19 protein-coding genes are annotated in these 22,319 nt (G+C 67.5%); 10 read left to right on the top strand and 9 right to left on the bottom strand.

Annotated elements, in window-relative coordinates; genetic code table 11:
• Positions 1–33: 33 nt before the first annotated feature.
• The 5 genes from ACZYZF_RS15750 (at position 34) to ACZYZF_RS15730 (ending at position 4,941) form a co-directional block, all read left to right on the top strand.
• On the top strand, positions 34–738 hold the full coding sequence (locus ACZYZF_RS15750; protein ID WP_463746178.1) for a ZIP family metal transporter: 705 nt from the start codon (positions 34–36) through the stop codon (positions 736–738).
• A 25-nt stretch (positions 739–763) separates the two neighbouring features.
• Positions 764–1,549 (top strand): prolipoprotein diacylglyceryl transferase, encoded by a 786-nt coding sequence (locus ACZYZF_RS15745; RefSeq protein ID WP_463746177.1) that lies wholly within the window; start codon positions 764–766, stop codon positions 1,547–1,549.
• Entirely contained in the window at positions 1,546–2,061 is a 516-nt protein-coding gene (locus tag ACZYZF_RS15740; RefSeq protein WP_463836221.1) for a hypothetical protein, read from the top strand. Before ACZYZF_RS15745 ends, ACZYZF_RS15740 begins: the two co-directional genes overlap by 4 nt.
• Positions 2,062–2,069: 8 nt before the next feature.
• Positions 2,070–3,629, top strand: coding sequence for a radical SAM protein (locus ACZYZF_RS15735; protein ID WP_463836366.1), 1,560 nt, complete (start codon positions 2,070–2,072; stop codon positions 3,627–3,629).
• Positions 3,630–3,828: 199 nt separating this feature from the next.
• Complete coding sequence (locus tag ACZYZF_RS15730; RefSeq protein ID WP_463836220.1) at positions 3,829–4,941, top strand: MPT63 family protein; 1,113 nt, start codon at positions 3,829–3,831, stop codon at positions 4,939–4,941.
• A gap of 248 nt (positions 4,942–5,189) precedes the next feature.
• Here ACZYZF_RS15730 and ACZYZF_RS15725 read toward each other — a convergent pair whose 3' ends face one another.
• The 5 genes from ACZYZF_RS15725 to ACZYZF_RS15705 all read right to left on the bottom strand — a co-directional run bounded on the left by ACZYZF_RS15725 (position 5,190) and on the right by ACZYZF_RS15705 (position 9,446).
• Positions 5,190–6,134: a Ppx/GppA phosphatase family protein gene (locus ACZYZF_RS15725; RefSeq protein ID WP_463746174.1), complete on the bottom strand. Its 945-nt coding sequence runs from the start codon at positions 6,132–6,134 to the stop codon at positions 5,190–5,192.
• Complete coding sequence (locus tag ACZYZF_RS15720; protein ID WP_463746173.1) at positions 6,125–6,616, bottom strand: DUF501 domain-containing protein; 492 nt, start codon at positions 6,614–6,616, stop codon at positions 6,125–6,127. The genes ACZYZF_RS15725 and ACZYZF_RS15720 overlap by 10 nt, the downstream gene beginning before the upstream one ends.
• Positions 6,609–7,319: an FtsB family cell division protein gene (locus ACZYZF_RS15715; RefSeq protein ID WP_463836219.1), complete on the bottom strand. Its 711-nt coding sequence runs from the start codon at positions 7,317–7,319 to the stop codon at positions 6,609–6,611. Before ACZYZF_RS15715 ends, ACZYZF_RS15720 begins: the two co-directional genes overlap by 8 nt.
• A 27-nt stretch (positions 7,320–7,346) precedes the next feature.
• A complete protein-coding gene (gene eno / locus ACZYZF_RS15710) occupies positions 7,347–8,630 on the bottom strand; it encodes a phosphopyruvate hydratase (protein WP_463746171.1) in 1,284 nt (427 codons plus the stop codon).
• Positions 8,631–8,714: 84 nt separating this feature from the next.
• Positions 8,715–9,446: a lytic transglycosylase domain-containing protein gene (locus ACZYZF_RS15705; protein WP_463746170.1), complete on the bottom strand. Its 732-nt coding sequence runs from the start codon at positions 9,444–9,446 to the stop codon at positions 8,715–8,717.
• A 208-nt stretch (positions 9,447–9,654) separates the two neighbouring features.
• Here ACZYZF_RS15705 and efeU point away from each other — a divergent pair, with 208 nt between their 5' ends.
• Genes efeU through efeB form a run of 3 tightly spaced genes read left to right on the top strand, consistent with a single transcriptional unit; the run spans position 9,655 to position 13,086 of the window.
• The gene (efeU, locus tag ACZYZF_RS15700) at positions 9,655–10,614 is read left to right on the top strand and encodes an iron uptake transporter permease EfeU (protein ID WP_463836218.1); all 960 of its coding nucleotides are present in this window, start codon (positions 9,655–9,657) and stop codon (positions 10,612–10,614) included.
• Positions 10,611–11,783 (top strand): iron uptake system protein EfeO, encoded by a 1,173-nt coding sequence (gene efeO, locus ACZYZF_RS15695; RefSeq protein ID WP_463836217.1) that lies wholly within the window; start codon positions 10,611–10,613, stop codon positions 11,781–11,783. The genes efeU and efeO overlap by 4 nt, the downstream gene beginning before the upstream one ends.
• Entirely contained in the window at positions 11,764–13,086 is a 1,323-nt protein-coding gene (efeB, locus tag ACZYZF_RS15690; protein WP_463746167.1) for an iron uptake transporter deferrochelatase/peroxidase subunit, read from the top strand. The genes efeO and efeB overlap by 20 nt, the downstream gene beginning before the upstream one ends.
• 33 nt (positions 13,087–13,119) lie before the next feature.
• On the opposite strand, the gene ACZYZF_RS15685 is transcribed toward efeB, so the two are convergent.
• The 4 genes from ACZYZF_RS15685 to mfd all read right to left on the bottom strand — a co-directional run bounded on the left by ACZYZF_RS15685 (position 13,120) and on the right by mfd (position 20,240).
• Positions 13,120–13,929 carry a serine hydrolase gene (locus tag ACZYZF_RS15685; RefSeq protein WP_463836216.1) on the bottom strand — a complete coding sequence of 270 codons (810 nt, stop codon included), beginning with the start codon at positions 13,927–13,929 and terminating at the stop codon, positions 13,120–13,122.
• Between the two features lie 506 nt (positions 13,930–14,435).
• The gene (locus tag ACZYZF_RS15680) at positions 14,436–15,665 is read right to left on the bottom strand and encodes a nucleoside triphosphate pyrophosphohydrolase (RefSeq protein WP_463836215.1); all 1,230 of its coding nucleotides are present in this window, start codon (positions 15,663–15,665) and stop codon (positions 14,436–14,438) included.
• Positions 15,666–15,846: 181 nt separating this feature from the next.
• Positions 15,847–16,482, bottom strand: a complete 636-nt coding sequence (locus tag ACZYZF_RS15675; protein ID WP_463836214.1) for a hypothetical protein — start codon at positions 16,480–16,482, stop codon at positions 15,847–15,849.
• Positions 16,483–16,619: 137 nt separating this feature from the next.
• Entirely contained in the window at positions 16,620–20,240 is a 3,621-nt protein-coding gene (gene mfd, locus ACZYZF_RS15670) for a transcription-repair coupling factor (RefSeq protein ID WP_463836213.1), read from the bottom strand.
• Positions 20,241–20,308: 68 nt separating this feature from the next.
• Between mfd and ACZYZF_RS15665 the strand changes: the two genes are divergently transcribed.
• Positions 20,309–20,878: a hypothetical protein gene (locus ACZYZF_RS15665; protein ID WP_463836212.1), complete on the top strand. Its 570-nt coding sequence runs from the start codon at positions 20,309–20,311 to the stop codon at positions 20,876–20,878.
• Between the two features lie 87 nt (positions 20,879–20,965).
• Complete coding sequence (gene lysA, locus ACZYZF_RS15660) at positions 20,966–22,306, top strand: diaminopimelate decarboxylase (protein WP_463836211.1); 1,341 nt, start codon at positions 20,966–20,968, stop codon at positions 22,304–22,306.
• Positions 22,307–22,319 lie beyond the last annotated feature (13 nt).

The following is a 22,319-nucleotide window of genomic DNA, read 5'->3' as shown; positions in this document are numbered from 1 at the left end:
GATCGGGCTCCCCGCTGGCTTATGCTCCGGTCTGTGCTCACCGCGCTGGTCTGGGGCCTGGTCGCCGCATCCTCACTGCTGATCGGGGCAATCGCCGGCGTTGTCCGGGACTGGAATCAACGCCTCGTCGGCCTGGTCCTGGGCTTCGGCGCCGGGGCGCTCATCTCCAGCATCTCCTTCGAACTCGCCGAGGAGGGCTTCCGGGCCAGTGGCGCCTGGGCTGTCGCGCTCGGCCTGGCCCTCGGCGCCGTGGTGTTCTATCTCGCGGACAAGGCAGTAGATCGGCTGGGCCGCAAGGGAACCCAGACCGCCGGACTGCCGCTGCTCCTCGGCGCCCTGCTCGACGGCATTCCCGAACAGGCCGCGCTCGGCATCGGCATCGCGACCGGAGCCGGCGTCAGCCTCGCGCTGGTGGTGTCCATCTTCGTGTCCAACCTCCCCGAGGCCATCGGATCGGCAAGCGACATGCGAACAGCCGGTGAGCCGGCCCGCCGGATCGTGGGCGGCTGGGCTGTGATCGCCGCACTGTGTGCGCTGGCCACCGTGGGCGGCTATCAGCTGCAGGATGTCGCCGGCGCCGAATTCCAGGGCGGCATCAACGGTTTCGCTGCCGGGGCGCTGCTGGTCATGTTGGTGGGCTCGATGATCCCGGAGGCCACCGAGAAGGCCCGAGAGAACGCCGGGCTGGCGGCCGTGCTGGGATTTGCCGTCGCCGCGGGTCTGTCGCTGGCCGGGTGAACCGGCCGCGGGTTAGGTTCGGCAGGTGACTGCGCAGTGGCACCTCGGGCCCGTAAGTGTCGGGGTGCACAACCTGTTCGTCGCCCTCGGGGTGTCCGCCGCCCTGCTCGTGTTCGTCATCGAGGCCCGCCGGCGCGGCGCGGTCAACGAACAGTCCGTGGTCGCCGCAGCCGGGGCGCTCATCGGTGGGGCGATCGGCATGAGGCTGACCGGGTGGCTGCATCACCTGGATTTCAGCGCCAATCCGAGCCTCGCACAGGCTTGGCAGTTCGGCTCACGCAGCATCCTCGGCGGACTACTCGGTGCCTATCTCGGCGTGTTGATCGCCAAGCGCCTGGGTGGTTACCGCGGAAAGACCGGTGATCTGTTCGCGCCCGCGGTCGCACTCGGCATGGCGATCGGCCGCATCGGCTGCCACCTCACCGAAGCCCCCGGCCGGCCCACCACCCTGCCGTGGGGGATCCACGCCCCGGCCGACACCCCCGAATGCCCGGGATGCCTGGCCGGAGTCGCCATGCACCCGTCGTTTCTGTACGAGATCGCCTTCCAGCTCACCGCATTCGCCGTACTGCTGTGGCTGCGCCCCCGTATCGGTAGGCCCGGCGAGCTGTTCGTGCTCTACGTCGCCGGCTACGCGGTGTTTCGCTTCCTCGTCGAGTTCGTAAGGGCCAACGAGACCGTGTGGCTGGATCTGACCCGCCCGCAATGGTTCCTGCTGCCATCGATGCTGATCCTCGGATTTCGGCTGTGGTACGGCTACCGCCGCGGGTACTATCGCAACCCAGCCCGCACTCAGGAGGTGCCCGCATGACGACACCGCCCGGCCCACCTGACGGCACGCCTGACGGTCCACCTGACGGCTTCCAGCCTCCGGCGTTCGGCCCGCAAAGCTTTGAGCCACAAGGGGTCCCGCCGGCCTATCACGGCGAGCCGCCACCACCGCCGCCACCGCCGGGCTATGCCGGTTATCCGTACCCACCGGGCTATCCGTACGGTCCGCCACCACAACCCCCACGGCGCATCTCGGTCCCCATGGTGATCCTCGGCCCGTTTCTCTACGCCGCACTCAACCTGGTGATCGGGTTCGCCGCCTTCATCGGCGCGGGCGCCGCCGACAGCAGCGGCGGCAGCACCAACGCGGTCTTCGGCGGCGCCGCTCTGCTGTTGGCCTTCATCGCGTTCGGCGCTGGGACCCTGATGTTGTTGTCAAAGAACCCGACAGCCAAGGGTCTGGGCATCGGACTGATGGTCGGCTGGGCCCTGGTCTCGCTGTTCACCGCCGGATTCTGCACCGGTATCAACCCCGATCTGTATGCCCTGTGAGCACCGGAATGGGGTTGCGCGGCGACCGTCTGCACCGCTACGTCACCGCGTTCTGCCCGCACTGCCACAGCGACGCGCCCGAGCGCCCACTGACCGATGTCGAGCGACTGGCCGGCATCCTGGTCGAGCGCGACGGGCACATCTGGCTCGAACGGGGCTGCCGCACACACGGATTGGTGCGCACCCTGTATGACGAGGATCCGGAGATCCTGTCCTACCTGGAGGAGTGGACCGCCCCGACCAAGACCCACACCCCCGATGTCGCCGGGAACTTCGATCCGATTCCCTCGGCCTACCTGCGCGGCCTGCCCGAGATGCAGACCCAGCACACCTGCATCCTGCTGCAGGACATCGCCGAGACCTGCAACCTGCGCTGCCCCACCTGCTTCACCGACAGCTCGCCCGACCTTCGGCATGTGGTGCCCACGGCTGACGTGCTGGCCAACGTGGACCAGCGGTTGGCCCGCGAGAACGGCCGCCTCGACGTCCTGATGCTCAGCGGTGGCGAACCCACCCTGCACCCGAAGCTGGCCGACTTGCTCGATGAGCTGGTGGCTCGGCCGATCACCCGGATCCTGGTCAACAGCAACGGGGTCCGCATCGCCAACGACGACGCGCTGCTGGATCTGCTCACCGCGCACCGCGAACGGGTCGAGGTGTACCTGCAGTACGACGGCTTGTCCGAGCAGGCCCACCGCCACCACCGCGGCGGCGATCTCCGACGGATCAAAAGCCAAGCCCTACAACGGCTCTCCGAACGAGAGATCTTCACCACCCTGGTGATGACGACCGCACTCGGCGTCAACGACGACGAGATCGGCGACATGGTCCGGCTGGCCCTGGATACCCCATACGTCGGCGGGCTCACCATTCAGCCGCAGTTCGGTTCCGGCCGGTCGGGCGCGATCGACCCCATGAACCGGCTCACCCACACCGGGGTGCTCAAGAGGCTGGGCCCACAAACCGGCGGCGCCGTCACCTGGCGCGACCTGACGGCGCTGCCCTGCTCGCACCCGCACTGCTGTTCCGTCGGCTACCTGGTCCGTGACGACGCCGACCAGTGGCGCTCGCTGGTATCGCTCATCGGCACCGAGAGCCTCAAGGACAAGCTGGGCCTGGTCTCCAACCGGATCGCCGACACAGAGCTCCCCCGCCAACTGCGCATGGCGGTGCAGGAGTCACTGCTCGGGCTGCTCTCCGAACAGTCCTCGCTCTCACATCCTCAGATCGGAGATGTCTGGCGCGCCATCTGCGAGAGCTGCGACCTGGGAATGGGAACACTGCTGACGCTGGCGTCCTCAGCCCTGCCCGGCCGTCGCCGCAAGATCCGCAAATTGTTGGGCGAGCGCGTCGTTCGCCTGACCGTCAAACCGTTCATGGACATGTCCACGATGATCGAGGAGCGGCTGACCCAGTGCTGTGTACACGTCGGCACCCGCTCCGGTCAGTCGGACTCGGCCCAACACCAGTGCGCGCCGTTCTGCGCCGTACAGGCCTGGCCTGCACTGGGGCGCCAGCGGCTGTCGCTGTCGGTAGGACAGGCATTACCGCTCATCGAGATTCGATGACGCGGCGAACGGCCAGGTCACGGTCGCATTTGGACCCGGCCAGCAGCGTCGGACACCAGGTCGACACCGCTTTCTGCCAGGCGCCGATGGCAGAAACTGTGAACTACTGTTCCTAACCGTCCTCTTAAGCTGATAACTTCGCATGAAGTGGGTGTCCCACTGCCGGGGGGCCTGCCACCTCTTTTTGGACCAGTCAGGAGTGAACGCCTTGAAGAAGACGAATATCAGTACGGCCTTTGCCGGAGCGGCTATCGCCGCCGCGGCGATCGTCGCAAGCGCCCCGATGGCGCTCGCCGACGCCGCCGAGGACAGTGCCGTCACCACCGCTGCGCTCGGCAGCCAGGGCAAGCTGGACGGCGGCACCCAGAGCTGGACGGTCACCGACCTGAAGCCCAGCACTGACACCATCAACTACACGCCCCGCGGCACCCTGTGGGAAGTCACCGCGACCAACGAAGCCCTCGAGGGCTCGGTGACGCCGATCGTCTCAAACTTCAACATCCGCGCCGCTGACGGCCAGAACTACCGTGCGCTGTTCCAGGTGCCCAGCACGCAGGGCGTCAACCCGGCCACCCTGGCCCAGGGCCAGAAGACCAGCGGCAAGATCTACTTCGACGTGACCGGCGACCAGCCGACCTCTGTCGTCTACAACGCCGGCGGCCATGACGTCCTGGCGTGGGACAAGACCGCTGCGCCCGCCGCAGCCCCGGCCGCCGGCGCCCCCAAGCGTCCGGCCCCCGCCGCGGCTCCGGCTGCCGCCGCCGCACCGGCTGCCACACCAGCCGCCGGCGCTCCGGCTGCTGCTCCGGCCGCCGCCTCCCCGGCACCCGCGCCTGCCGCCGTCCCGGCTGCACCGGCCGGCACCGGCGCAGGTAGCCGCGCGGCGGACCTGCCTGCCGCCACCCCCAATGCGCCGGGTGCTCCGGCCGCAACCCCCGCCGCTCCGGGCGCCCCGGCGGCAACCCCGGCCGGCACCGAAGCCGTTCCGGCCGCTCCGGCACCGGGCGCCGAGTCGACCCCGGTCGCACACGGCACGCCGGTCTCCGAAGGTGCACCGGCTGCCACGGGTGCGGGCAACGCCGCCACCGCGATCTCGCCGGCCGAGGGCGTGCCCGCTGAGGGTGTGCCCGCCGCTGCTCCGGGCGCTCCCGCTGCACCGGCCGCTCCGGCTCCGGGTGCACCGGCTGCACCGGCAGCACCTGCTGCCCCCGGCTCCGAACCCGCGCTGGTTCCGGCCGGCACCCAGCCGGTCATCACGCCCGCCCCGGCCCCCGCGGTCGCTCCGGCGAGCAACCACGGGACCGTGTCCTGATCTAAGTAGTCAAGCCAACGGCCGAACGCGGGTAACCGCGTTCGGCCGTTGTTTTATGTGTGGGATCCCGCGCTGCCCGGGTGCATTCGTCGCTTTCCACACCAGGGCTGTGATCGCGTGGTTCAACGACCCCACAGTAGAAAACGATCAACCCCCGCCACAGGTGCATTCGTCACTTTCCACACCAGGGCTGTGATCGCGTGGGTTAACGACCCAGGCGTAGAAGTCGGCGCGCAAAGAAGAGCGGGTCAGGCGATCGACAGCGCGATGCCGTCGAGAATGTCATGTTCGCTGACCACCAGTTCGCCGATCCCGGCCCGCTGCCGGAGAACGGCCGCCAACTCCTCGACGATGATGGCACCGCCGCCGATCACGTCGGCACGGCCGGCATGCATCGGCCCCAGTGCCAGGCGTTCGGCTTTGGTCATTCCGATCAGCTGCTCACACACCCCGAGCAGATCGTCGAACCCGATGCGGGACAGGTGAATTGCGTCGGGATCGTATGTGCTCATGTGCTGCGCCAGCGCCGAGAGCGTGGTCATCGTCCCGGCCACACCCACCCACGTGCGCGCACCTTCGACCGGCACCGCCCGCAACGCCTCGGCCAGGCCGTCACGAGCCACCACCCGCGCCTGCTCCACCTCGTCCACGGTGGGCGGATCGGAGTGCAGGCACCGTTCGGTGAGCCGGACACACCCGATGTCGGCGGAGAAGCTCGCCTGCACGGCCGCCTCGCCCAGCACCAATTCGGTTGAGCCGCCACCCAGATCGACCACGACGAACGGGCCTGCGTCAGGGTCGAGTTCACCGACCGCACCGCGGAACGACAGCTCGGCTTCCTCGGTGCCGGTGATCACCTCGGCCACCGCCCCCGCGACCACCTTGCCCAGCAGGCGTGCGGTCATCGCGAAGAACTCGTCGCGGTTGCCGGCATCCCGCGCGGCCGAGGTGGCGACCATGCGCACCGCCGTCACCGAGTGCTCAGCCATCAGGGCCGCATAGTCGGCCAGCGCGGATTCGGTGCGCACCAACGCTTCCGGAGCGAACTCGCCGGTGGCGTCGACACCCTGACCCAGCCGCACGACCCGCATCTCGCGGTGCACGTCCCGCAGCTTTCCGTCCACGAAGTCGGCGATCAACAGCCGAATCGAGTTGGTGCCACAGTCGATTGCGCCGACCCGCCTCAAACCCATACCTCTCGGTCCAGAATTCCCGCCATCGCGGGCTCGACCGACAGTACCGCGAGCGCCTCGTCACCAAAGGGGTTGACCCCGGGGCCTTTTGCCAATGAGTGCGCCATCACCACGTGCAGGCATTTGACCCGGTCCGGCATGCCGCCCCCGGTGAAAGTGGTACCCAGCGATTCGATCGCATCCCGCTCGGCCAGATACGACTCGTGCGCCCGCCGGTATGCGGCCGCCAGCTCCTCATCCTCCTGCAGGCGCTCGGTCATCTCCCGCATCAATCCGGAGGATTCCAGCCGGCTGGCAGCCGCGGTGAGCGCCGGGTGCGTCAGGTAGTACAACGTCGGGAACGGCGTGCCATCAGGCAATCTCGGGGCAGTCTTCACCACCCCGGGCTCGCCGTTCGGGCAGCGGTAGGCGATCTCCAGAACGCCACGCGGCTCACGGCCCAGTTGCCGCTCCACGGCCTCGATGTCGGCGGGATCAACCATGGGGACCTCTGGGCTCGGCCGGCGGCGGTGGGACGGGCGGCCCACCCGGAGGAGGCGCACCCGGCGCTCCGGGCGTTCCGCCGAAGGCGGGCGAAACCCCGTGCGGTTCATCGGCAATCGTGTGCCACAGCGAGGTGTACCAGGGCTGGCCGGCGGGCACGGTCGAACCAGGCAGCACCGCCGCCCCTGGCTCACCGGAATCGATGGCCCCCTGGGGAAGCTGCACCTGATACGGGGTGTCGCCGGGCATGACGAAACCGAGCCGCTCCCTGGCCTGGGCCGCGATGTAGACCGGGTCGGCCAGTTTGACCTTCTGCTGCTCCAGGTCGGCGATCTTGGCGCGCAACTGCTCCTCGCTGGCCTTGAGTTGTTTCATCTCGGTGCGCTGGCCGAAGTAGGTGCGGACCGGCCCGGCGATGGTCAGGGTCAGCACGCACACCACCGCGGCCAGAATTGCGGCCCGGCGCGCAGTCGACCCGAACCGCTGTTCGGACTGCAGCTCGGCCTGCTGCTGAGCTTGCACCGCAATGGCTTTGGTGACCGCCTCGTCGGCCTCTGGCGCGCCCTGCGCCGGACGGGACTCAGCCGTCCGGCGCTTGGGTTGTGAAGCGCGCGGCCGATTCGACTCCCCGGCCTTGCCCGGCTTGCCGGGTCGGGAGGCCGGGGACCGTCGCTTCGGATCGGGCCGCTTCGCTTCGGACATCGACGTATCGGTGCGCAGACGCCTGCGTTACTTGGCCTCGAACCGAGGGAACGCGAGATCGCCGGCGTAACGCGCGGCGTCCCCGAGAGCCTCCTCGATGCGCAGCAGCTGGTTGTACTTGGCCACCCGCTCGCTGCGGGCCGGGGCACCGGTCTTGATCTGACCGCTACCCACCGCGACCGCGAGGTCGGCGATGGTGGTGTCTTCGGTCTCACCGCTGCGGTGGCTCATCATCGTGCGGTAGCCGCTGTTGTGGGCCAGCGCAACGGCATCCAGCGTCTCGGTGAGCGTGCCGATCTGGTTGACCTTCACCAGCAGCGCGTTGGCGGCGCCGCGCTCGATGCCGTCCTCCAGGCGTTCCGGGTTGGTGACGAACAGGTCGTCGCCGACCAGCTGCACCCGGTCGCCGATGGCCGAGGTCAGCGACACCCAGCCGTCCCAGTCATCCTCGGACAGCGGGTCCTCGATCGACACCAGCGGGTAGGCGTCGATCAGGCCGGCGTAGAACTCGGCCATCTGATCGGCGGTCCGGGTCTCCTTCTCGAAGGCGTAACCCGAACCCTCCGTGTAGAACTCGGTGGCGGCGACGTCCAGCGCCAGCGCCACATCGCTGCCGAGCTTGAACCCGGTGGCCTCGATGGCTGTCGCGATCAGGTCCAGAGCCGCCTTGGTGCCCGCGACGTCGGGGGCGAAGCCGCCCTCATCGCCGAGCCCGGTCGACAGGCCCTGCTTCTTCAGCACGGCCTTGAGCGAGTGGTAGACCTCGGTCCCCCAGCGCAGCGACTCCTTGAACGAGGGAGCGCCGATCGGGGCAACCATGAACTCCTGAACGTCCACGCCGGTGTCGGCGTGAGCGCCGCCGTTGAGGATGTTCATCATCGGCACCGGAAGGATGTGCGCGTTCGGGCCACCGAGGTAGCGGAACAGCGGCAGCGCGGCACTGTCCGCGGCAGCCTTGGCCACCGCGAGAGAGACACCGAGGATCGCGTTGGCGCCCAGCCGGGACTTGTCCGGCGTGCCGTCCAGATCCAGCAGCGCCTGATCGACGAGACGCTGATCGTCAGCGGCCAGGCCGATGATCGCCGGGGCGATCTCGTCGAGAACGGCCTCAACAGCCTTCTCGACGCCCTTGCCGCCGTAGCGGGAGCCGCCGTCGCGCAGCTCCACCGCTTCGTGCTCGCCCGTCGACGCCCCCGAGGGCACCGCTGCCCGAGCAAACGTGCCGTCCGTCAGGGCCACCTCGACCTCGACCGTCGGGTTGCCACGGGAGTCGAGGATCTCGCGGGCTCCAACCTGCTCGATGATGGGCACTGGCTTCTCCTTATTGAGTCCGGCGTGTAGGGATGAGACTAGATCGTGGTCGGCGGTACGGGGCGTTTGGGCTTGTCACACGCGTCACAAGGCGTGGCCACCGGCGTAGGCCGTCGCCCAGTCACGGACCATGCGGGCGTACTGCTCTGAGTTGTTGTAGGCCTTGAGCGCATTCATCCAGCCCCTCGGGGTGGACAGGTCCTTGCCGTACCAGCACAGCAGACCAGCGGCCGAGAGCGCCGCGTCGTCGAAGTTGTCCGGGCTCACGACCCCGTCGTTGTTGGCATCCACCCCGAAATGGCCCCAGGTCTCCGGGATGAACTGCATCGGCCCCATGGCGCGGTCCATCAGCGGATCCCCGTCCAACTTGCCCTTGTCGGTATCAGGAATGCGCAGGTTGCCGGCGGTCCCGTCCAACTGCACGCCACGGATCGGCGGGGTGACGTCGCCGTTGCGCGCAACCATCGCCCCGCGGTAGGTGCCGTGGTGGCTCTCCACCATGCCGATCCCAGCCAGGGTGGTCCAGGCCACCTTGCAGTTGGGGTTCTCCACCTGGGCAACGCGCGCGGCGTAGGCGTAGGCCTCTAGGGCGTTGACGGGCATGCCCATCGCGGGTGCCCGCTGCGCGGCCCATTCGTGCAGTTGATCGGCGGGTCTGCCCTTGGCATAGGTATCGATCGCAGGCACCCGATCGCCGGCCGGCGGCGGGACACCCTCCGGAATCGGGGTGCCCAGATGCCAGGAACAGCTGGATGCCAACAGCAGCGCTGTCGCAGCAATTACGGCGACAGCCCGCAGCCAACGCACTGGCGACACCGGACTCCCTCAACCCCGCTCGATCTGATTGGCCATCGTCGCATGCGCGACTGTGGACGTGTCGGGCGACGGGCCCGTGCCCGAGGAACGGCAGGTGAACTCGGCCGGTCTCACAGGGCCCCCTGCTAAGGTGAGCCACGCCTTGCTATGGCAAGGCAAGGCTACATTTTTCATGGTGTTTTCACCCCGGTCGAACGAGGACGCTTTGATGACTGTCATCTCGGATGTTTCGACCAGCGCGCTGGCCGCGTCCAACGTCACCTCGCAGGTATTCGGCAGTGGCCTGATCGGTTTGCGGGAAGGCCTCGAAGCCGCCATCGTGGTCTCGATCCTGGTCGCATTTCTGGTCAAATCCGAACGCCGCGACGCACTCAAATGGGTGTGGCTGGGTGTCGGCGCCGCGATCGCCATGACGGTCACCGTCTTCCTGGTCATCCAGTTCGGCGAGAACACCATCAGCGGACTGGGCGCCGAGGCCATCGCCGGCATCGCCTCACTGATCGCCGTCGTCATCGTCACCACCATGGTGCTCTGGATGAAAAAGGCGTCGGCCTCGATATCCGGCCAGCTGCGCGGCGAGATGTCGCAGGCTCTGGACACCGGCGGCCTCGCGGTGGCGCTGCTGGCCTTCCTGGCGGTGGGACGTGAAGGTGTCGAGACCGCGCTGTTCATGGTCGGCTACGCCGAAGCGGAGACACTCTGGCCGCTGACCGGCCTGATCATCGGCGTGCTGATCGCCGCGGCGATCGCCTACGGCATGTATGCGGGCGCTGTCCGGATCAACCTCGCCAAGTTCTTCTCCTACACCGGCATCTTCCTGATCGTGGTGGCCGCGGGAATCCTGGCGTACGGCATCAAGGCGCTGCAGACCGTCGGCTGGATCCCCGGGCTCAGCGCCAAGGCCTTCGACATGAGTGGCGCGTTCGACTGGTCAGCCTGGTACGGCGAGATCATCCAGGGCGTCTTCAACATCGACCCGACGCCGACCGTGCTGCAGTTCGGCGCGTGGCTCGCCTACATCGTCGTGGTGTTGGCGCTGTTCCTGAAGCCGCTGCGGACCGCGGCGTCGGCCAGTGCTTCGCCTTCCTCAGAGACTTCCTCCGAGCCGACCATCGAGCCGGCCATCGAGCCGGAAACCTCCACTGCATCCGAAAGGTCGACCAAGTGAAGATCACCCCTGCCGTCAAGACCGGTTTCGCGGCCACCGCCGCGGTGCTGGCCGGGATCTCGATGACCGCCTGCCAGGCCAAGGAGGCCGACAGCGGCAGTGCGAGCGGCGACGGGGCCAAGTCCGCACAGATCACCGTTGATGCCTCCGATACCGAGTGCAAGCTGTCCGGGACCACCGCGACGACCGGGCCCAGCACCTTCGTCGTCACCAACAGCGGCGACAAGGTCACCGAGTTCTACGTCTACGGCGAGGGCGAGCGGGTCATGGGTGAGGTGGAGAACATCTCCCCCGGGCTCAAGCGCCAGCTGATCGTTCAGCTCACCCAGCCCGGCACGTACCAGACCTCGTGCCGCCCCGGCATGGTCGGCGAGGGCATCCGCGGCAATTTCGTCGTGTCCGGTGAGGCCGTACAGGTCGACACCGAGGGCAAGTTCAAGGACGCCGCCGACAGCTACAAGCGGTACGTGAACAGCCAGGTCGACGCCCTGGTGCCGGCCACCGAGGAGTTCGTCGCCGCTGTGAAGGCCAAGGACATCGCCAAGGCCAAGGACCTCTACCCGACTGCGCGCGTCTACTGGGAGCGCATCGAGCCAGTGGCCGAGTCGTTCCCCAACGATCTCGACCCGCGAGTCGACCTGCGCGAGGCCGACCTGGAGCCCGGGCAGAAGTGGACCGGTTTCCACGCTTTGGAAAAGCAACTGTGGGTCACGGGCCTCCAACCGGATGCCAACGCGCTCGGCGACCAGTTGATCGCCGACGTCAAGGAGCTCCAGGCCGGGGTCAAGGCACCGGACTGGACCATCGACTCCACCCAGATCGCCGGTGGCGCACAGGGTCTGCTCGACGAGATCGCGATGAGCAAGATCAGCGGTGAAGAGGACATCTTCAGCCACACCGACCTGTGGGACTTCAGGGCCAACGTCGAAGGTTCGCAGACCGCGGTGGCGTCGGTGCGGCCGATCCTCGACGAGCGCGACGCCGAGCTGGGCAAGCGGGTGGACCAGCGCTTCGCCGACGTCGAGAAGTTGCTGGAGAAGTATCGTGACGGCGACGGCTTCGTCTCCTACGACAAGGTGACCGAGCCGCAACGCCAGGAACTGTCGCGCGCCATCGACGCGCTGAGCAAAGAAGTGAGCCAGGTACAAGGTGTCATCGCCAAGCAGTGATTCTCCGGAATCCACCCCGGACGCCGAGCAGTCCGCCGGATTCTCCCGGCGCAAGCTGTTCGGCGCCGCCGGGGTCACCGCGGCGGTAGTCGGTGCGGCCGGCGCAGGCGCGCTGGCCGGCCACGCCTCTGCGGCCAGTACCCCGCAGGGTGAACATCTGACCCGTCCGGTGCCGTTTCGAGGCGACCGGCAGGCAGGCATCATCACCGAGGCGCAGGACCGGATGCATTTCTGCTCCTTCGACGTCACCTCCGACAACCGCGACGACGTCATCGCGCTGCTCAAGCAGTGGACGAAGATGGCTGAACGGATGACGCGCGGCGAAGAGACCGAAGACGGCGGTGCCGTGGACGGTAATCCGTATGCGCCGCCGTCGGATACCGGTGAGGCACTGGGCCTGCCGGCCTCACAGCTCACCCTGACCATCGGGTTCGGACCGTCGTTTTTCCGCAAGGACGGCAAGGACCGCTTCGGCATCGCCGACAAGCAGCCGGCCGAGCTCAAGGACCTTCCGAAGTTCCCCAACGAGACCATGGACCCGGCCCGCAGCGGGGGCGACATCTGCGTGCAGGCGTGCGCCAATGACCCGCAGGTCGCGGTGCATGCGATCCGCAACCTGGCCCGCGTCGGCTTCGGGACGGTCGCGGTGCGGTACTCGCAGCTGGGGTTCGGCCGGACCTCATCGACCACTCGCGATCAAGCCACCCCGCGAAACCTGTTCGGCTTCAAGGACGGAACGAACAACCTCAAGTCCGATCAGACCGACCTGCTGAACAAGAACGTCTGGGTGGGCGAGGGCGACGGGCCGGCCTGGCTCACCGGCGGCAGCTACCTGATCACCCGACGCATCCGGATGCGCATCGAGAACTGGGACCGGACAACGCTTCTGGAGCAGGAGCGGGTGATCGGCCGGCAGAAGGGCAGCGGCGCCCCCAACGGGTTGCAGCAGGAATTCGACGAGCTCGATTTCGAGATCACCGACGGCAAGGGCAATCCGAAGATCGACGTGGACGCTCACGTGCGGCTGGCCTCGGCCGACCACCTGGGCGGCATCGAGATCCTGCGCCGCGGTTACAACTTCACCGACGGTTCCGACGGATTCGGCCATCTGGACGCCGGCTTGTTCTTCATCGCGTTCGTACGCAGCCCCGAGAAGCAGTTCATCCCGATGCAACGGGAGCTGGGCCGCAAGGATGCGCTCAACGAATACATCACCCACACCGGGACAGCCATCTTCGCCTGCCCGCCTGGGCTGCGTGAGGGTGACGCCTCGGGCTACTGGGGTTCGACGCTGTTCGAGTGAGCAATCGCGACGGTGGCGTCGCGTTCGACAAGCTCAGGGGCCGAGCAGGATTTGGCTGAGACGGGTGGTGGTTGCGACGCCGTCGTCGTAGCCGCCCTGCCCGTTGAGCCCGTTCATGATCGCCAGCGTGTAGCGCTGGTTGGGTCCGGCGAAGCCGACCGAGTTCACGACCCAGCCGCCCTGTTCCTGCGACCACCCGTTCTTGTTGCCGGGGCTCATCGACGGCCCCGCGCCCCACACCCCCCACTGTTGCTCCCCGCCGACCCGTTGCATCTCAGCCACCACGGCGGCCGCATCGGGCGGATTCATTTGGGTCAGCGTGTAATTCATCAACCGGTCGAGATCGTTGGTGGTCGATTTCTGGAAACCCCAGTACGGGAACATGTCACCGAATCCCGGTTGCGGCCGCAGGTCGGTCATGCCGTAACGGGGGAAGCCGGCGTTGAACGCCTTGTGATCGGCCCCGCCGTAGCGGGTCCACAACGAGTCGGCCGCGTCGTTGTCTGAGTTTCGCAGCATGTTCACCATCAGCTGCCGGTCGTCGCCCGACATCCGCAGTGCACCGGCTCGTTCCCGTGTCAGCAGGTCGACCACCATGGCCAGCTTGATGGTGGAGGCGGTCCAGATCATCTGGTTCGCACCGGGGTTGGCGTAGCGCGTGCCCGCGGCGCGATCGCGCAGCACATAGCCGACGGTGCCGGGCCGCGATGCCAGGTAGGAATCGGCTGCCGCGATCCGTGAGCGCAGGTCACATCCCGATGCCAGGCAGTCCGCAACGGCCTGCGGTGCCACCATTCCCAGACTGAGCGCCAGGACGACGGCAGCGATCCGCAGTACCCGCATCGCCACACCGTAGGGCTCGTAGGGCCGATCCGGTGACCGCACAAGGCCGGCCGTCTCGAGCCGAAACCGTGCCGTTGTCGGTTCGTTACGGGCACCCGGTCCGCGTCCCCATGCTGCCCCGCCGTCGACGTCACATCCAGGGCTTCACGATTACTTTCGGTCACAGGCGCCACAGCAGCACCCCGCTCGGGACAGGAGGCCGTGCTGCCCGCCTATGAGCGACAAAGTCGCTGAAATCGCCAACCTGGCCTCAACAGAATCACTAACCCCAACACTCTGGCCACACGACACTCTCCAGCATCGTCAGACCCGTTGGCATCAGGCTTTGGCCTGCCCACCTGTCAGCGACAGAGTCGCTCGTAAGTGGACACCCCGAAACGCGTTGCGCGTGAGTCCGATGCGAGTTATGTCGGCTCAAGGGACCTACGCAGCGATGCTGCAGAGACGTGAGTGGCCAGTGGGGCGCTATCCGCGACTTTGTCGCGCATAGGCGGGCAGCTCGGCAGTCAGTCCGACTTGGCCGACTCGCCCGGGTCGTCGCCGTCTCGTTCGGAGGCAACCTCAGGATCGTCGACGTCAGGCTCCTCGACGTCGGCGACGGCCGGTTCTGAGGCGGCGTCATCGCCGGAATCCTCGGCGCTCGCTTCGACGGAGTCGAGATCGACTGCGTAACCGTCTGCATCGTCGTATTCGTCGTATTCGTCGTCTGATTCGTCGTCGGCGGCGGCAAGGTCGTCGTCGCCAGCATCGGAGTCGTCGTCAAACTCGTCGTCCGCATCGGGCTCGGGCTCGGCAATCACGCCCGGCCAGTACTCCCGCCACTCGGCCTCGGTGATCGACCCGAGCGGTGTCACGTCGAGTTCCTCGGGAACGTCCTCGCCACGGCGGCCGGCCGCCACGTCGGACTCCGCCGAACGCACCCTGTCCATGAACTCCAAAACCGCACTGCGCAAGTCATTCTCGGCGTCGGCATCTGCCGAAACCACCACCGACGTCAGGGCCGCCGGCACCAGATCCGCAGGCAGCCCGGCCTGGGCCACCCGGGCCAGCACCTTCTGCGCCAGCGCCAAAGCCGGCTGCCCCGTCGGCACGTCATCCATCGACGAGCCGCGGGCCTTCACCTTCTGCTCCTGCGCCTTGCGTTCCTCCCACTGGGCCAACTGCTCGTCCAGTGAAATCGATTCTCCGGCAAGCACTGCCGGCACGCGGTTGCCGAGCTTGCGCACCAGCGAATCGGCGACATCGTCGATGTTGAACGGGTGGACGGGCGCATCCTCGGCGATGCGAGCGTGGAAAAGCACCTGCAGCAACACATCACCGAGCTCTTCGCGCAGCTCGTCGGCGTTGCCGCCGCGTACCGCGTCGAACAGCTCGTAGGTCTCCTCCAGCAGATAGCGGCGCAGCGAATCGTGAGTCTGCTCGCTCTCCCACGGCCCGTCGGAGCGCAGCTTGTCCATCATCGCCACGGCGTCCACGAGCCGCTCCCCAGCCTGAGCCCGCGGGGCCGCGATCAAGCGGTCCCCGGCCGCCAATCGGGCCTTGACCGCCGGATGCTCCGGGTCCGAGGTCAGCAGAACGGGAGCATCCTCACCGTCATATGCGGGCCGCGCGGCGGGCAGCGACCACGGCACCTTCACGGGCATTTCCTCGGTGTACTGGACGTCACCGGTCAGCAGGTCGATCGCTTCGACGGGAATCAGGGACGGGCGGCGGGGGTCGACCAATACGACGGTCATCGGCGATACCCCCTCACGGATTTCGATGAGACTCCTAGTCTCGGTTATACCAACGCGTTGCCGGACCGCGACACGCCTGGTGAGCACGGCCAACGCTGTGACGCGCCGGGATCGGGGCGTCCCCACACGGGATGGCCGCCCTGCCCGAAGGCAAGGCGGCCATCATGTCACAGGCCGTGGTTTACGACTCCGGCGGGAACTGGCCCTCCGGGATCACCCAGTGACCCGGGGTCTGGTCGAAAAACGGGTTGGCGACCCCGTTCACCGTCGGCAGCGTCTTGAGCTGACCAGGCGGGATTCCGAAGAACGGATTCGCAACACCGTTGATGGTCGGCGAATTCATCAGCTGACCGGGTGCAACGTTGCCATTCGTCTGCCGGAAGAAATTGTCTACCTCAGGGAACCTGACGGTGGGCACGTTCACGTCCGGAACGTTGACACTCGGCACGTTCACGTCAGGAACATTCACGCCCGGCACGTTCACATCAGGAACATTCACGCTCGGCACGTTCACATCAGGAACATTCACGCCCGGCACGTTCACATTCGGCGTACCCATGTTGGGTACCGCCGGCCCGGGCACCGGAGGCGGCGGGGGCACAGTTGGAACGGCCTGCGCGAGGCCTGTACCCAGGCCCAATGCGCCCAGTCCCAGTGCACCGGCCATCGTTGTGGTTGCTGCCAACTTCTTGTAGTTCATGGTCACTCCTTCGCCTTGCGTCACCACGACGAGTCGCCAATAGACGGCAGTCGCGTGATGTTCGGTTTGGGAAATTGCATGTCCGCCCTTTGGCCGACGATTTGCCGCCTCTTGCACAGACGACCATGCAATATCTTGACCCCCCGCATATATGTCGGACCTGCGCACCGAGGCGTTAACAGCGGTTGGACGATTCAGCCGGCGTGACTGTCCAAAAATGCGGTGTCACCAGGCGATCAGCCCGAAGAAAAAAATTACAGATTCGCGGTGATGTCGACGCTGCCCTCGGTCTGTCCGTTGATCACCAGCACCAGACCGGCCACCATTCGGACAATGTCGAGGTCGCGGATCCGGGGCGAGCCGATGCCGTCACTTTCACGCGGGATGGGCACCTGGACCACCGAGGTGGTGGCCCGGTAGTGCGCGCCCGGGTACATCCGCTTGAGCCGCAATTGCGCGGAATCGGGAAGCACCACCGGTGACAGCTTGATGGTCGACGCCGACACCGCGCCGATCTCGGTGATGCCGTACTCCCGGCACAACAGCCGCAGCCGCGCGACCGCGACCAGGCGCCGCGCCGGCTCGGGCAGGGGGCCGTAGCGGTCGACCAGTTCGTCGACGACAGCCTTCACCGCGTCCTCATCGGTGGCCGCGGCCAGCCGTCGGTAACCCTCCAACCGCAACCGGTCACTGCCGATGTACTCCGGCGGCAGGTGCGCATCGACCGGCAGATCGACCCGCACCTCTTTCGGTTCCTCTGCTGTGGCAACGGTTTTCCCGTCAGCCGCAGCCCGGTAGGCCTCCACCGCTTCGCCGACCAAACGCACATAGAGATCGAAACCCACCCCGGCCACGTGACCGGACTGCTCGGCGCCCAGTACGTTGCCCGCGCCGCGGATCTCCAGGTCCTTCATCGCCACGGCCATACCGGCACCCAGCTCATTGTTCTGGGCGATGGTGGCCAACCGGTCATAGGCGGTCTCGGTCAGCGGCGAATTGGGCGGGTAGAGCATGTAGGCGTATCCGCGTTCGCGGCTGCGGCCCACCCGGCCACGCAGCTGATGGAGCTGCGACAACCCGAAGGTGTCGGCTCGTTCGACGATCAGCGTGTTGGCGTTGGAGATGTCCAGGCCGGTCTCGACGATCGTGGTGCACACCAGGATGTCGTATTCACGGTTCCAGAAGCCCTCGACGGTCTTCTCCAGCGTCTCCTCGTTCATCTGTCCATGGGCGACGACGACCCGGGCTTCGGGCACCATCTGACGAATGCGCGCCGCGGCCTGGTCGATCGTGCGCACCCGGTTGTGGATGTAGAAGACCTGCCCGTCCCGCAGCAACTCACGGCGCAACGCCGCGGCCACCTGCTTGTCGTCCTGCGGGCCGACGTAGGTCAGCACCGGATAGCGCTCCTCGGGCGGGGTGAGAATCGTCGACATCTCGCGGATGCCGGCCAGGCTCATCTCCAGGGTGCGCGGGATCGGCGTGGCGCTCATGGTGAGCACGTCGACGTGGGTGCGCATCGACTTGATGTGTTCTTTGTGTTCGACGCCGAACCGCTGCTCCTCGTCAACGATGATGAGGCCCAGGTCTTTCCAGGTCACACCCGTCTGCAACAGCCGGTGCGTCCCGATCACCACGTCGACCGATCCGTCGGCCATCCCCTCCAGGGTGGCGCGTGACTCGGCCGGATCGGTGAACCGCGACAGCCCCTTGACCGTCACCGGGAAACCCGCCATCCGGTTGGTGAAGGTCTGCAGATGCTGGTCGGCCAGCAGCGTCGTCGGCACCAGCACCGCGACCTGCTTACCGTCCTGCACGGCCTTGAATGCCGCCCGCACCGCGATCTCGGTCTTTCCGTAACCCACGTCGCCACAGATCACCCGGTCCATCGGAACCGGCTTCTCCATATCGGATTTGACCTCGGTGATCGCGGTCATCTGGTCGATGGTCTCGGTGAAGCCGAACGCATCCTCCATCTCGTTCTGCCACGGAGTGTCGGGGCCGAACGCGTGCCCCGGTGCGGACTGTCGCTTGGCGTACAGCGCCACCAGCTCACTGGCGATCTCACGAACGGCCTTGCGCGCCTTGGTTTTCGTGTTGGCCCAGTCGCTGCCGCCGAGTTTGGACAGCGATGGTGCCTCGCCACCGACATAACGCGACAGTTGATCCAGCGAATCCATCGGCACATACAACCGATCCGAACCGCCACCGCGTTTCGAGGATGCGTACTCCAGCACCAGGTATTCGCGCCGGGCGCCGCCGACCACCCGTTCGGTCATCTCGACGAACTTGCCGATGCCGTGCTGATCGTGGACCACCAGATCCCCGGCGGTCAGCGCCAGCGGATCGACGACGTTGCGGCGTTTGGCCGCAAGCCTTTTGCCTTCCGAGGCCGTCACCCGGTTGCCGGTCAGATCCGTCTCGGTGATGATCACGAGGTTGGCCCCGGGCAGGATCACGCCGTCGTGCAGCGGTCCCTTGAGCACCCCGACCACACCGGCCTTGGGGGCCGCTCCGGATTCCAACATCGCTGCGGGCGTATCGGATTCGCCGAGCTGCTCTACCACGCGGTGGGCGGTACCGGTACCCGGGGTGACCACCGCGGCATACCCGCCGGTGGCCACGTGAGCCCGCAGCATCGCGAAAATCTCTTCGAGACTCTGCTGACTGCGGGCCGACGGAGACTGCCGCAGATCGAGCTCGGTGGCCTTACCGTCGGGCAGCTGGCTCAGCGTCCACCACGGGTGACCACCGGCGACGGCGTCCTGGTGCGCCTGCTCGAACGGGACGAATCCGGATGCGCCCAGCGCCTCGATGTCGATCGGCGCATCGCCACCGACCGCGGCCACCGACCAGGAGGCCTCCAGGAACTCCCGCCCGGTCTTGATCAGATCGGCGGCCCGGGTCCGCACCTTCTCCGGGTCGCACAGCAGCACCGGGGCACCCTCGGGCAGATGGTGCGTCAGCGTCGTGGGCTGCACCGGATGCAGCAGCGGCAGCAGCGCCTCCATCCCGTCGACCGGAATGCCCTCGGCGAGCTTGGCCAGCATGTCGGGCACGCTGCCCGGCACGCTGTTCTCGTGGGTGGGGTGCTCCTGGGCGAGCACCGCGGCACGCTCGCGCACATCGGGGGTCATCAACAGTTCGCGGCACGGCACGGCAACCACGTTCTGCACCGGGATCTCGGGGATCGAACGCTGATCGGCGATCGAGAACATCCGCATCTCGGAGATCTCGTCGCCCCAGAACTCGACGCGGACCGGATGCTCGGCAGTGGGCGGGAAGATGTCGAGGATGCCACCGCGCACGGCGAACTCCCCGCGTTTGCCGACCATGTCGACGCGGGTGTAGGCCAGGTCGACCAGGTTGGCGACGACGCTCTGGAACTCGGCCTCCGCACCGACGGTGAGGGTGACCGGCTCGGTACTCACCACATCGGGGGCCATCGGTTGCAGCAGCGAACGCGTGGTGGTGACGACCACGCGAAGCGGCGGGCCGAGCAGCTCGTCCTCCGGGTGGGCCAGCCGGCGCAACAGCAACAACCGGGCAGCCACCGTCTCCACACCCGGGGACAACCGCTCGTGCGGCAGCGTCTCCCAGGACGGGAACAGCGCGACGGCATCGCCGACCACGCCGCGCAGCTCGGCGGTCAGATCGTCGGCCTCGCGGCCGGTGGCGGCGACCACCAGCAACGGACCCTGCTGGGCCAGTCCGGCAGCCACCAGCACGCGGGCGCTGGGCGGCCCGACGAGCGAGAGATCGACGGGCCGGTCGGCGGCGCGGCGAAGCACGTCCTGCAGGGACGGATCGGTCAATGCCAGCTCGACGAGACCCGCGATCGGGGTCTGGACATGGTTGTGCCCCGGTGCGGTCATGATGAGGGCCATTCTACGGGGCGGGGAATTCGGCTCCGCCCCGATCTCCGCGGGGCGATCATGGACCGATGAAGCGTTGGGCGGCGGCGCTCGCGGTGGTGCTGACGGTGGCGCTCGCGATGATCTGGCTGACCAATCGGGAGACATCGCAGTCCACCCACGAGGCCATACCGACGCACCTGGGACCGGACGGTATCCCCGACTTCGCCGCCTACCCCGCCGTCGATCCGGCGCAGTACGTCCTGCGCGAGGGCCAGGGATTTCCGGTTCAGGGGTTCCGCACCCCCGACGGCTTCGTCTGCATGACCACCCAGCACCGCGCGATGTACGCCCTGGACTGCCGTGGGCCCTTCGTCGGTGCGCCCAACGATGCCAACCTGGCGCACCTGTTCAGCTACGGCACCACCAACGGCGCGATTCCGATGACCTTCACCCACACCGACACACCACTCAGCCCGGTCGACGGCCTCACCGAGGACGAGGCGCCGATGCTGCCCGCCGGCCAACGGTTCGACGCGGGCAACGCCACGTGCGTCCACACCGACGACATCCGGCTGGCCTGCCGGATGGCCGATCCCGTCAAGGGCAACGGGTTCATCGCCACCAGCACGGAGACGCGGTCGTTCGGCCGGAGCTAGGCCTGAGACCGTCAAGATTGAACCCGCCGGCGTCAAGGGATCGTCAAGCCCGCTGACAGCCCAGCCGCCGCGGTCCACGTTGAAGTCATGACCCTGCTGGACATCCTGCCTTCACTTCGCGGCGCCACCCGACCGCGGCTCGACCCGAACATCTGGCCGCTGACCACCGGCGTCGACGAGCAGGGCCGGATCACCGTCGGCCGGGTGGCATTGACCGACATCGCCGACGAGTACCGCACCCCGGCCTATGTGCTGGACGAGACCGATTTTCGGACCCGTGCCCGGCGCTACCGGGCCGCCCTCGGCCAAACCGAGGTGGTCTACGCCGGAAAGTCGCTGTTGACCACGGCGGTCGCACGCTGGGCTGCCGAGGAAGGCCTGGGGGTGGATGTGTGTTCGGCGGCCGAGCTGGCGACGGCTTTGGCCGGCGGCGTCGACCCGAAGCGCATCGCGCTGCACGGCAACGCGAAGTCGTGCGACGAGCTGCGTGATGCGATCGACGTCGGGGTGGGCCGGATCGTGATCGACTGCCCAATGGAGATCACCTACCTGGCAGGGCTGGTGCGCCGGCCCCAGCAGGTGCTGATCCGGGTCACCCCCGACATCGACATCCACGGGCATCGAGCGGTCACCACGGGTGTGACCGATCAGAAGTTCGGCTTCGCGCTGGCCGATCGCCGGGCCGCCCGCGCCGCCGCCCGCATTCTGGCCACCCCCAACCTCGATCTGGTTGGGCTGCATTGCCATATCGGTTCGCAGATCACTGATCCCGCCCCCTACGGCGAGGCTGTGCACCGGTTGATCGGCGCGATGGCCGACATCCGCGCTGAACACGGAGTGTTGCTGACCGAGCTCAACATCGGTGGCGGGCACGGGGTTCCGTATGTCCGTGGGGACGCAGCCCTCGACACCGGCACGTTCGCCGCCGTCGTCGACGACGCGCTGACCACAGCGTGCGCTGCGGAGCGGTTTCCACGGCCGCGTCTGGTCGTCGAACCCGGCCGGGCCATCAGCGCCCGGGCCGGAGTGACGCTGTACCGGGTACACGGGGTGAAGTCCCAGCCCGGCGGACGCACCTTCGTCGCGGTCGACGGCGGTATGAGCGACAACCCGCGGGTATCGCTCTACGGCGCGAAATACACTGTGGCCGTGGCAAATCGCCACGCGCTGGGGCCGACGATGGTGGTCACGGTGGTGGGCCGGCACTGCGAGGCGGGCGACGAGATCGTCCACGATGTCGAACTGCCCGCCGACATCCACGCCGGCGACCTGCTGGCCGTCGCCTGCACCGGGGCCTACCAACACAGCATGGCCTCGACCTACAACATGGTGGGCCGCCCACCCGTGGTGGCGGTGCGCGACGGCACGTCACGGGTGTTGGTGCGGCGGGAGACGACGGCGGACCTCCTATCGCGGGATGTGGGATGAGCGCTTGCGCGAA

Source organism: Mycobacterium sp. IDUB_24 (genome assembly GCF_055419385.1).
The sequence above is the reverse complement of the archived record's forward strand: the minus strand, read 5'-3'. Positions and strand labels throughout refer to the sequence as shown.

Bases quoted from the DNA above. Each gene is read 5' to 3' on its own strand.
- ACZYZF_RS15740 (WP_463836221.1), top strand. From the start codon at position 1,546: ATGACGACACCGCCCGGCCCACCTGACGGCACGCCTGACGGTCCACCT.
- ACZYZF_RS15735 (WP_463836366.1), top strand. From the start codon at position 2,070: ATGGGGTTGCGCGGCGACCGTCTGCACCGCTACGTCACCGCGTTCTGC.
- ACZYZF_RS15725 (WP_463746174.1), bottom strand. From the start codon at position 6,134: ATGGGTTTGAGGCGGGTCGGCGCAATCGACTGTGGCACCAACTCGATT.
- ACZYZF_RS15720 (WP_463746173.1), bottom strand. From the start codon at position 6,616: ATGGTTGATCCCGCCGACATCGAGGCCGTGGAGCGGCAACTGGGCCGT.
- ACZYZF_RS15715 (WP_463836219.1), bottom strand. From the start codon at position 7,319: ATGTCCGAAGCGAAGCGGCCCGATCCGAAGCGACGGTCCCCGGCCTCC.
- efeU (WP_463836218.1), top strand. From the start codon at position 9,655: ATGACTGTCATCTCGGATGTTTCGACCAGCGCGCTGGCCGCGTCCAAC.
- ACZYZF_RS15685 (WP_463836216.1), bottom strand. From the start codon at position 13,929: ATGCGGGTACTGCGGATCGCTGCCGTCGTCCTGGCGCTCAGTCTGGGA.
- ACZYZF_RS15680 (WP_463836215.1), bottom strand. From the start codon at position 15,665: ATGACCGTCGTATTGGTCGACCCCCGCCGCCCGTCCCTGATTCCCGTC.
- mfd (WP_463836213.1), bottom strand. From the start codon at position 20,240: ATGACCGCACCGGGGCACAACCATGTCCAGACCCCGATCGCGGGTCTC.
- ACZYZF_RS15665 (WP_463836212.1), top strand. From the start codon at position 20,309: ATGAAGCGTTGGGCGGCGGCGCTCGCGGTGGTGCTGACGGTGGCGCTC.
- lysA (WP_463836211.1), top strand. From the start codon at position 20,966: ATGACCCTGCTGGACATCCTGCCTTCACTTCGCGGCGCCACCCGACCG.